4 protein-coding genes are annotated in these 11,990 nt (G+C 69.6%); 2 read left to right on the forward strand and 2 right to left on the reverse strand.

Annotated elements, in window-relative coordinates:
* Positions 1-30 precede the first annotated feature (30 nt).
* Positions 31-5,898, forward strand: a complete 5,868-nt coding sequence (locus ACWA15_RS02415; protein ID WP_464057871.1) for a rhamnogalacturonan lyase family protein — start codon at positions 31-33, stop codon at positions 5,896-5,898.
* A gap of 154 nt (positions 5,899-6,052) precedes the next feature.
* Positions 6,053-7,039, forward strand: coding sequence for an aldo/keto reductase (locus ACWA15_RS02420; RefSeq protein WP_464057872.1), 987 nt, complete (start codon positions 6,053-6,055; stop codon positions 7,037-7,039).
* 86 nt (positions 7,040-7,125) lie between these two features.
* Here the strand turns inward: ACWA15_RS02420 and ACWA15_RS02425 are convergent, their stop codons facing one another.
* A complete protein-coding gene (locus ACWA15_RS02425; RefSeq protein WP_464057873.1) occupies positions 7,126-9,099 on the reverse strand; it encodes a glycosyl hydrolase family 18 protein in 1,974 nt (657 codons plus the stop codon).
* A gap of 104 nt (positions 9,100-9,203) precedes the next feature.
* On the reverse strand, positions 9,204-11,813 hold the full coding sequence (locus ACWA15_RS02430) for a glycosyl hydrolase family 18 protein (protein WP_464057874.1): 2,610 nt from the start codon (positions 11,811-11,813) through the stop codon (positions 9,204-9,206).
* Positions 11,814-11,990: the final 177 nt, after the last annotated feature.

Genomic DNA, 11,990 nt, shown 5'->3' on the forward strand with positions numbered 1-11,990 from the left:
CCATCGAGCTTCCACGAGCAGGAGACCTTCATGGACCACACCACCCCACCCGGGGCACATCGCCCGGGCACGCACAGCGCCGAGGCGTCCGCGCCCGGGCGCCGCAGCCTCATGCGCACGGTTGCAGGCATCGCCGCCTTCTCCACCGCACTCGCCGGACTCACCGTCCTCCCCGCCCAGGCCGCCGACCCGGATCCCGCAGCCGTCGCGCGGGTCTTCGACTTCGGCACCGCCATCAGCCCCGTCGCCGCAGGCGCCGACGGGGTGCACGAGACCCTCGCCTACACAGCGGACCTCGGCTACGGCGTCGTCCCCGACGCCGGAGTCGCCCTCGCCTCCCGCGACCGCGGGGCGACCCAGAGCGACGCCGACCGTGACTTCGTCATCGGCACCGCCTGGTCCTTCTTCGTCGATGTCCCCAACGGCTCCTACGACGTGACCGTGACCTCGGGGGACACCCTCGCCGGGACGAGCACGACGAAGACCGTCGTCTCCCTCGAAGGCGTCCTCGCGGGCACCGTCCAAGCCCGCCAGGGGGTCGTCTCCCAGACCTGGCGTGCCGTCGTGGCCGACGGCCAGCTCTCGGTGTACTTCACCGGGGCGGGGGTCGGCGCGTACGTGAACTCCGTGACGCTCACCCCGGTCGCAACCGACCCCGGGACCGACCCGACCACAGACCCGACCACCGATCCCACGACCGATCCCACGACCGACCCGACCACACCGCCGGACCCGGCCGACCCGCTCGACCCCGTGCTCAAGGCCCCGGCCTGGGTCCGGATGGCCCAGGTCACCGAGGACGCGATCACCGTGCGCTGGGACCAGGTGGCCGGCGCGACCGGCTACGTGCTCAGCCGATCCGACGCTCCTGACGGCACGTTCACCGAGGTGGGACGCACCGGCGAGAGGATCTTCACGCTCGTCGACCCCGCCGCGGACACCACCGCCGTGAACTACTACCGGGTCCACGCCCTCACCACCGCCGGCAGGTCCCCGCACTCCGCGATCACCGCGAGCCCGCTCGCCGCGCCCGCTCCGCTGCCCGACGGCGGCGTGCTGCGCCTCGACCTCGGCTCCGGCGCCGTCGCACCCGGCTACACCGCGCTCGATGCGAGCTCGGCCTACACCGCCGCGACGCGGATCGGGTTCGTCGAGCCGGCCAAGGTCAGCGCGAGCGACCGCGGGGCCGGTGCGAGCGACCCGCTGCGCACGGACTTCGTGACGATCGGTGACACCGAGCTGATCGCCGACCTGCCGAACGGGGACTACACCGTCTCCCTCGTCGCCGGGGACTCCGCGGGTGCGACGACCATCGCCGTCACCGCCGAGACGATGGCCAAGGTCCAGTCCACCTCCAAGGTCGCCGGTGAGTACCTCGAGATGTCCTTCGACGTGGCCCTCGTGGACGGCCAGCTCAACCTCGAGCTCGACGGCGCCGCCGCGAACCTCAACGCCCTGACCATCACCCGGAAGGCCGACCGCACCGCGGCCACCACGCCGACGGCCTTCATCACCGGTGACTCCACCGTCCAGAGCTACACCTCCGACTACGCCCCGCAGGCGGGCTGGGGACAGATGATCGACCGGTTCTTCACCGACGGCGTCGCGTTCAAGAACCACGCCATCGGCGGACGCTCGACGAAGAACTTCATCTCCCAGGGCCGTCTCGACGAGGTGCTGCGCCAGATCAAGCCGGGCGACTACCTCTTCGTCCAGTTCGGTCACAACGACAACTCCTACGGGGTCGACGACCGCTACGCGGGCCCGGCCGACTACGCGAACTACCTGCGGACCTTCGTCGACGGCGCCGTCCAGCGCGGGGCCACCCCGATCGTGGTCACCCCCGTCTCCCGGCGCAGCGTCGACGCCGCCGGGAAGTTCACCGTCTCCTTCCCGGAGTACGTGGCCGCCGCCACCGACCTCGCCGCACAGGAGGGCGTCCCGCTCGTCGACCTGTCCCGCGCGAGCCGGGAGTACCTCGACACCCTCGGCTTCGAGGCCGCCAAGTCGGTGTTCCTGCACGTGCCGGCCGGCGTCTACGCGGGCCGCCCGAGCGGCACCGCGGACGACACCCACTTCCAGGAGTACGGCGCCATCCAGATGGCCCGGCTCATCGGCACGGAGATCAAGAGCCTGGACACGCCGCTGGCCGGCCTCGTCGCCGAGGTCGACCTGCCCGACGCCGTCCCCGCCGCACCCCTCTCGGTGGTCGCCGGAGACGTCTCCAACGCCGGCGCACTCATCAAGTGGGCCGCGACCGAGGGCGCGGACATCTACAAGGTGTTCCGCAAGGACGCCGCCGCCGGTGATGAGACCTACACGCTCGTGGGCACCTCGACCCTCACCCAGCTCGCCGTGGGCGGGCTCGCCGAGGGCGCGTCCTACGACTTCCGGGTCGTGGCCGTCAACGGCCGCGGCGACTCCGAACCGTCCCTGCCGGTGCGGGTGACCACCTCGAACGCGCTCTACAAGTTCGACATGCAGCTCGCCGGGAACCTCCTCATGCCCGGTTACACCGAGGTGAACCAGAACTCCGGGTACACCGCGGAGATCGGCTACGGCTTCCTCGACGCCGCCGGCCTGGCCGGGCGCGACCGCGGCGACGGGTACACCCCGCCGCCGAACGCGCTGCAGCGCGACTTCCTGCTGCCCAGCCCCACCCAGGTGTTCGCCCTCGACGTGCCCAACGGCACGTACGCGGTCAAGACCTACAACGGCGACTGGATCGGCTCGAGCCGCACCAACATCACGATCGAGGACAAGAGCTACGGGGCATCCAACGCCGGCAAGGCCGCCGTCTCGGAGAAGATGAACACCCCGGTCCTCGTGACCGACGGCCAGCTCAACCTGGCCATCTCAGGCACGGGCGCACGCCTCAACGGGGTGGAGGTCACCCCGCTGCTCCTCGCCCCCGGCGCACTCACCCTCGACGACCTGACCATCACCGGCGCGGACGTCGCGGTCGCGCTGTCCTGGCAGGGAGTCGACGCCGCGACCTCCTACCGCGTCTACCGCAAGGCCGCCACGGCCGCCGAGGCCGTGCTCGTCGCCGAGCAGGCCGGGACGACCCTCACCGACACGGGGGCCGCCGTCGGGCAGGCCTACACGTACACCGTGACTGCGGTGGACGCCACGGGCATGGAGTCCGTCGCGTCCAACGCGCTCGAGGTGACCACGATCGACCCGGACGTCGCGGTCCTCGCGGCGCCCACCGGCCTGACCCTGGGCGCTGTGGGCAAGAACGACGTCACCTTCACCTGGGAGGCCGACGACGGCGCGCTGTTCTACTCCGTCTACCGGGCCACGACCGCCGGCGGTGAGGCCACCTACCTGGGCACCTCGACGTCGGCGACCTACACCGATACGACCGTCCTGACGACCGTGCCGTTCTTCTACGAGATCACCGCCGTCAACGCCGGTGGTGAGTCGGCCCGCTCCGCGCGGCTGGAGTCCACCGCGGACACCGTCCTCGCGCGCCAGATGGAATACCTGGACCGGTCCCCGGTCGCGGTCTCCGGCGACGACGGGGTCTACCTCGGCTGGCGGATGCTCGGTCTCGACCCGGAGTACATCGCGTTCAACGTGTACCGCGACGGGAAGAAGATCACGCCGCGCCCGCTCGGCAGCACCACCAACTACGCCGACACGTCCGGGACTGCGGCCTCCGTCTACCGGGTGGTCCCTGTGATCGGTGGCACCGAGACCGGCGCCACCGCCGACTTCGGCGTCTGGTCGCAGGGCTCGATCGACATCCTGCTGACCAAGCCCGCCGACGCCTACACCAAGGATGGTCAGCCCTACTCCTACTACGCCGGCGACACGTCGGTGGCTGACCTGGATGGCGACGGCGCCTACGAGTACGTCGTCATGTGGTCCCCGTCCAACTCCAAGGACAACTCCCAGGGCGGCTACACCGGCCTCGTCTACCTCGACGCGTACGAGCTCGACGGCACCCAGCTGTGGCGCATCGGCATGGGCCCCAACATCCGTGCCGGCGCCCACTACACCCAGGTGCTCGCCCAGGACTTCGACGGTGACGGCAAGGCCGAGGTCATGGTCAAGACCGCCGACGGGACCGTCGACGGTGCAGGCACAGTCATCGGCGACGCCGGGGCCGACTACCGGAACTCGGGCGGCTACGTCCTCACCGGGCCGGAGTTCCTCACCGTCTTCGACGGCCGGACCGGAGCGGCGATCGACACGATCGACTACACCCCTGTGCGCGGCGACGTCGGCGCGTGGGGCGACACCTACGGCAACCGGGTCGACCGCTTCCTCGCCGGGGTCGCGTACCTCGACGGTGAACACCCGAGCGCCGTCTTCACCCGTGGCTACTACACGCGCACCGTCCTGGCCGCCTACGACTTCGACGGGACGAGCCTCGCCCAGCGCTGGGTCTTCGACTCCGACGTCGCCGGCGACGAGTGGGCGCACCAGGGCAACCACAACCTGTCTGTCGCCGACGTGGACGGTGACCAGAAGGACGAGATCGTCTTCGGCTCCATGACGATCGACGACGACGGGACCGGGCTGTACACGACCGAGCTCGGTCACGGCGACGCCATGCACCTCTCCGACCACCTCCCGGACCGTCCGGGGCTCGAGGTCTTCGCCGTCCACGAGAGCATCGGCGACTCCGGCGGCCGGGCAGCGACCATGCGCGACGCCGGGACCGGGGAGATCATCTGGGACATCCCCGGAGACCGTGACACCGGCCGCGGCGCCGCCGCGGACATCGACCCGACGCACCCCGGCGCCGAGGCCTGGGCGATCGGCGGCGACTACGCGTGGAACTCGCCCACCGGGTCCCTGCGCGCAGCGACCGGTGAGGAGATCGGCACGGCCATCCCGGCGGCCAACTTCCTCACCTGGTGGGACGGCGACCTCCTGCGGGAGATCACCGACCACTCCTTCGACGCGACCACCCGGGTGGGCGTGCCGACGGTGAGCAAGTGGGACTGGGAGACCGGAGAGTCGGTCGAGATCGAACGCTTCACCGGTACCCGGACGAGCAACGACACGAAGGGCAACCCGGCGATCCAGGCGGACCTCTTCGGCGACTGGCGTGAAGAGCTCGTCTACCGCACGGACGACTCGTCCGCGCTGCGCATCTTCACCACGACCGACGTCACCGAGCACAAGCTGCGCACCCTCATGCACGACCCGGTCTACCGACTGGGCGTCACGTGGCAGAACATCTCCTACAACCAGCCCCCGCACACGAGCTACTTCCTCGGTGCCGGGATGCAGACGCCGCCGGCGCCGTCCATCAGCTACGTCAACGCACCTGTCGCACCCCCGACCGGACCTGTTCCGGCACGGGGCACGCTGAGCGACGACAACGGCTGGGACACGGGACTGCTCGACGGCGACTACACCATCACCATGAACATGTGGTGGGGACAGAACGCGACGAGCTACACGCTCTTCGAGAACGGCACGGCCGTGCAGACCGTCCAGCTCACCGACGCCACCCCGGCGGCCCAGAAAGCCACGGCGGCGATCAGCGGGAAGCCGAACGGCACGTACGTGTACACCTGCGAGCTGAGCAACGCCGGTGGCACGGTCGGCGGTCCGCAGGGTTCCTGCGGTGAGCACACCGTCGTGGTGCGCGACGCCGGACCGGGGGCCGGGACGCTGTCCCATGACAACTGGGACCGCGACGGCAGCTACACCGTCTCGATGAACATGTGGTGGGGGTCCAACGCGACCACCTACCGCCTGTACGAGAATGGCGCGCTGCTCGACACCCAGTCGCTCACGGCCGCCACCCCGGGCGCGCAGCACGCCACGACGGCCGTGTCCGGTCGGGCGCCGGGCAGGTACGAGTACCTGGCTGAGCTCGAGAACGCCGCGGGCATCACCGGGACCCGGACCATCGTGGTGACGGTCCGGTAGCCCTCGCGCGGGGCGCCATGCACCCGCGACCCGGGACAGACCCGTGGGGTCCGCCGGCGGCACCAGCCGTCGTCGGGCCCCACGGGCGTCCCGGAAGCGGCTCGACCCCGCGGCCCGACGTGCACGCAGCCCCATGACCTGCCACTCTGGGCAGATGAGCGTCAATCTGAGCACCCTCGGTCTGGGCGCCGCACAGCTGGGCAACCTGTTCCGCACGACGACGGACGTCGAGGCAGCAGGCGCGGTCGAGGCCGCCTGGGCCGGTGGCGTCCGTTACTTCGACACCGCCCCGCACTACGGGCTGGGGCTGTCCGAACGGCGCCTGGGCGCCCACCTCGCGCAGTACCCGCGCGACGACTACGTCGTCTCGACCAAGGTCGGCCGGCTGCTCGTGCCGTCTCCGGAGACGGCCGAGGAACAGGACACCGACTTCGTCGTCCCGGCGGACCTGCGCCGGGTCTGGGACTTCTCCCGCGACGGCATCCGGCGCAGCCTCGAGGAGTCCCTGGACCGGCTCGGGATGGACCACGTCGACGTCGTCTACCTGCACGACCCCGACGACCACTGGGACGACGCGTCCCGGCTCGCGATCCCCGCCCTCGTCGAGCTGCGGGACGAAGGTGTGGTTCGCGCCATCGGGGTGGGGATGAACCAGACCCCGATGCTCACCCGCTTCGTCCGCGAGACCGACATCGACCTCGTGATGTGCGCCGGCCGGTACACGCTGCTGGAGCAGGGTGCCCTCGCCGACCTGCTGCCCGCCGCTCTCGAGCGGTCGGTGGGCGTGGTCATCGCAGGGGTGTTCAACTCCGGCCTGCTCGCCCGCCCGCGGCCGCCCGAGGACGCGAAGTACAACTACGCGGCCGCCCCGGCCGAGCTGCTGGCCAAGACGAACCAGATCGCCGACATTTGCGAACGCCACGGCGTCTCCCTGCCCGACGCCGCGCTCGCCTTCGTCCGGGCGCACCCGGCGGTCGTCTCGACCGTGGTGGGTGCCCGCGGCGCGGGCCAGGTCGAGTCCTTCCTCGCGCACTCCCACACGGCCGTGCCGGTCGAGGTGTGGGAGGAGCTGCGCGCCGAGTGGCTGATCGACCCGATGGCCCCGGTGCCGCACATGATGCTTCCCGACATCCCCCTGTAGGTGAACCGGTCGCGAGGCTGACAGCCGGACGCACGACGCCCGTCAGGACCGAGGTCCTCACGGGCGTCGTGCGTCGTGCGAGGAGACTACTGCTTCAGGCCCGAGTCGATCGCGGTGATGAGCTCACCGTCGCTCGTGTCGCCGGAGAGCTCCCAGAAGAACGCACCGCCGAGGCCCTCCTGCTTGGCGTACTCCATCTTCGTGGTGATCGTGGCAGGGGTGTCATAGCTCCACCAGTTGCCGTTGCAGAAGGCGTAGGCCGTTCCACCGACGGTTCCCGTGGGTGGGCAGGAGACCTTGAGCTCCTTGTAGTCCTCGATGCCCGCCTCGTACTTGCCCGCAGCGGCACCCGTGGCGGAGCCACCCGGAGCCGACTGCGTGACCCCGGTCCAGCCCTTGCCGTAGAAGCCGATGCCGAGCAGCAGCTTGTCCGAGGGGATGCCCATGCTCGTGAGCTTGTTGATCGTGGTGGTGGAGTCGAATCCGACCTTCGGTGTGCCGGTGAAGGTCGTGAGGGCCGAGTGTGGTGCAGTCGGGCCGTTCTTCTCCCACGGACCGAAGTAGTCGTAGGTCATCGGCATGATCCAGTCCGCGTATGCGGCGCCGCCTGCGTAGTCAGCGGCCTCGATCTTGCCGCCGGCGGTCGCGTCGGCGCCGATCGCCGAGGTGACCAGGTCTGTGCCGAACTCTGTGCGCAGCGCGGACATGACGTTCTTGTAGGAGGAGAACCCGCTGGTGTCGCAGGTCAGGCCGCAGGCGTTGGGGTATTCCCAGTCGACGTCGATGCCGTCGAAGACGTCAGCCCAGCGCGGGTCCTCGACAAGGTTCCGGCAGGACTTGGCGAAGGCGGCCGGGTTGGCTGCAGCCTGGGCGAATCCACCGGACCAGGTCCAGCCACCGAAGGACCAGATGACCTTGAGATCGGGGTGGAGGGCCTTGAGCTTGCGCAGCTGGTTGAAGTTTCCGGCGAGCGGGGAATCCCACTGGTCGGCTACACCGTCGACGCTCTGGGCGGCGGTGTAGGTCTTCTCGTAGTCGGCGTAGGCGTCACCGATCGTGCACTGCCCGTTCTTGACGTTGCCGAAGGCGTAGAGGATATGGGTGAGCTTGTCGGCCGAACCTGACGTCTCGATGTTCTTCACGTGGTAGTTGCGACCGTAGACGCCCCAGTTGGTGAAGTACCCGACCACACGGGCGTTGGGGTCACCGGGGGTGACGACCGGCGGGTCGGTCGGGTCGACTGGCGGGTCGGTGGGGTCGACTGGCGGGTCGGTGGGGTCGACGGGTGGGTCGACCGGCGGGGTCGTGCACGATCCGAGGTCGGTCCACACCCCCCACGTGCCACCCGTGCCCGGCACGTCGGTCTGGGTCCACCACTTGGCCCTCCACGTGTGACCGGCGTGGCTGACCTCCTTGCCGCCGGTGTAGACGGTTCCGGCAACCCAGGCGGCTGCCGCGCAGGTGCCCGGAGTGGTCGGGGGGGTGGTGGGCGGCGTCGTGGGTGTGGTCGGCGGCGTCGTGGGCTCGGGCGTCGGGGTGACGGCGCCGTTGGTCACGTTGATGTCGACGCAGTTGTAGAACGCCATCGCGGTGTTGGAGACGTTCCAGCGAGCGAGGATCGTGTGCTTGCCGTTGGGCAGGTTCGTCAGCGAGTGCGTGATGTTCTTGGCGGGCTGAGCGCCACCCTGGTCGTAGGTCTTGAAGAGCTTGCCGTCGACGAAGTACTCCCACAGGCTCGTGTTGTGCGCTGCGGTGAGGTTCCACTTGAGCTCGATGCTCGACTTGACGTCGGTGACGGGCCACGGCTTGGATGCGTCGTCCAGGATCGCGAAGGCGGCGTTGCCTCCGCTGCACTGGGTCGATCCCTTGGGTGCCTCGACGCTCTGCGGCTCGTACTTGACCTGACCGCAGTCGAAGGAGGTCGCGCCTGTGGCGCAGTTGTCCTGGCGGCTGGCCGGGGACGTGACCCAGCCGTGGGCCTGCGCGCTCGGGGCGGCGGCGACCGGAACGATCGCCGCCGATCCGAGAACGACGGCTAGGAGTGCTGCACGGATTTTCATGGTCTTCCTTACTGTGGGGAGAGGGTAGCCACGCGGACGTCGAGCCCGCGCCGCCTGGGGTGCGGAGCCGGTGGTAAGCCACCGGCTCCGCGAGAGCGGGGGGATCAACAGACGCCGGTGTCTGCCCACGGCCCCCAGTCACTGGCGCCCGGGGCGTTGCCCTGGGTCCAGTAGCGGGCGGTCCATGTGTGGCCGCCGAGGGAGACCTTCGCCCCACCGGAGTAGACGTCGGTAGCCGACCAGGCCGGTGCGGTGCAGGTGCCGGGAGTCGTGCCACCACCGGGCCCACCACCGGGCCCACCGCCGGATCCGCCGCCGGGGACGACGACAGTCACTCCCCGCGGGTGGTCGTACGTGGTCGCGTACGGTGTCCCGTTGATCGTCACGCGCACGTTGGAGATCTGCGCGATCGGGATGGTCCAGGACAGCTTGGCCCAGCTGCTGGCCCCGGCGGCGATGCCGCCCTGCGGGACCGTGAGCTGTGCGGTGTGGAAGTCGCCCTTGAGCCCACCGATGTTGTTCCCGGTGTGACCGGCTGAGATCTGCTTGATGCCCCAGCCGTTCTGCTCGCCCATGTCCGCCAGGGTGGACGTCGCGTAGTCGAAGGTGATCGTCGAACCGGCCGGGATGGGGGCCGAGCTGTTGTTGGTGAAGTTGACCTTCGGGTTGATCGGGTAGTTGTTGTCGCCGAGAGCGAACTCGGTGAACGTGATGTCCAGGTCGATGGCCTTGGTCGGCATCGGTGCGTTGGACTTCGTGGCGCCGTAGGGCGTGGTCGCCGAGAGCGTGCCGTGCAGCTGGGTCACGAGGGTGTCGCCCATGGTGTACTCACCGGCGGTCGCGTCGTAGTCGTAGTCACCGGCCAGCTCCCAGATCATCACGCCACCAAGACCGCTGTCGGCGACGTAGTCGCCCTTGTCGGCGATGGCCTGGTCGGAGTCGCCCGAGAGGAACACCTGAGTCTGCGGGTTCCACCACCACTCGGTCGCCGAGACAGGGTCGTAGTGGTGCTCGTAGGTGCCCACGATCGGGCCGGACGGTGCTCCGTAGGACGACATGTAGTCGGGCAGGACACCCTTCTGCAGGTTGAGCACGTGCCAGATGGGGTTGACGCCCGAGGGGACCTCAGCGCCGGTTGCGCCCAGGTCGTGCCAGAGGTTGTCGATCCCGGTCGCTCCGTTGCCACACTTGGCGGTCGAGCCGATGTTCGTGCCGGTCCCTGGCGGGCACTTCGCCTGGTCGGGGAGGGCTGCCTTGCCGTGCAGGCCGTTGGTGCCGCCGGTCACGCCCTGCCACCCACGGGTGTAGAACGGCACGCCGAGGTTGATCCGTCCGGCTTGCATGGCACCGCGGAAGTAGTGCGCCGCCCAGTCGCCGTTGAGATATCCGATGCCCTTGTAGGCGTTGTAGACCCCTCCGGCGGACAGCTCGGCGTCCTTGCCGTCGTCGAAGAGCGGCGCGTTGCCACCGACGAACTCGTTCCACGAACCGTGCAGGTCGTAGGACATCATGTTGAGGTAGTCGAGGTACTCGACGACCTGGTGGACCTCCATACCGCGCAGCAGCCACCCGGAGGCCGGTGCCGCGACAGTGAGCATGTAGTACTCACCGTCGGCCGCGCTCGCGGCGTCCAGCTTCTCCCGGAGAGTCTTCATCAGCGCCGAGTAGTTCTTGAACAGCGTGGCCCGCTTGGCGTCGGAGAACGCGAAGTCGTCCGGGTTGCCGGCCTTGGTGTTCGAGGTGGCGTACTCGTAGTCGATGTCCACGCCGTCGAAGCCGTAGGTGCGGATGAACTCCACCGCAGAGTCGGCGAAGGCGTCGATCTTGGCCTGGGACTCGGTCATCGTGTAGAAGCCGCCGTCGGCGACGCGGTCACCCGCGGCGTCGAAGTGTCCGCCGGTCTCGGCCCAGCCGCCGACGGAGACGAGCGTCTTGACGCCCGGGTTCGCCTTCTTGAACTTGTTGAGCAGGTTGAAGTGGCCCGTGTAGGGGTACGCCGGGTCCATCGCCGCGGCCGGCTCGGCCGGCCAGGTCATGTCCGTGGCGGCGTTGCCGGTGGCGGCGTCGTTGACGGAGACCTTGCCGTCGGCGCCGATGTGGGCGAAGGCGTAGTTGATGTGGCTGAGCTTGGTCCAGGGGATGTCGCTTGCGAGGTACTGGGGGGCGTCGTTCGCTCCGGTCCGCCAGCTGGTGAAGTATCCGATGATCCGACGGTCGAGGCCGTTGGGGAGGATCTCGCGGCCGTCGGCGTCGTAGACGTCGCAGTAGGGGATGTCCAGGCCGGGTGTGCCCGCGAGCCCGTCCGGACGGCACTTCTCGTCAGGGTTGCCGGGGTCGGTGGTCGGTTCGCCCGTGGGATCGGTAGTCGGCTCGGTGGTCGGCTCGCTGGTGGGGTTGGTGCTCGGTTCCGTCGTCGGATCCGGGGTGGGGTCCGGGTCCGGCGTCGAGCCGCAGGCTCCGGTGGAGGCCCAGGGGCCGTAGGGCTCGGCTGACGGGGCGTTGTTCTGGGTCCACCACCGGGCTGTGTAGTTCACGCCGGCGCGGGAGACCTGCGCGCCGCCGGTGTAGACGTCGGACGCGCTCCAGGCGGGTGCGCAGGCCGGGGCAGCGGCCTGGGCGGCGGCGCTGGCTGAGAGCGACGCGGCCAGGACGAGCGCCGCTGTCATGACGGCCGCAGCAGCTCTGCTGCGCCGCCGTGAACTGGGAAGATGCATGGATGTGCCTCACTAGGAAGGGACGACTCCGCCACGTTGCGCGTCATCTCCGGGGCCACGCTCCGTACGGAGGGTGTCCGTCACTGGGACATCGCCACCGTAGGTTCTTCACCCGGGCGAAACATCAGGTGTTCCCACATGATCGATAACGGCCGCGGCGCCGGGCCTACGGGGAAT

It is taken from the genome of Sanguibacter sp. TS_SC_8, from assembly GCF_055361235.1.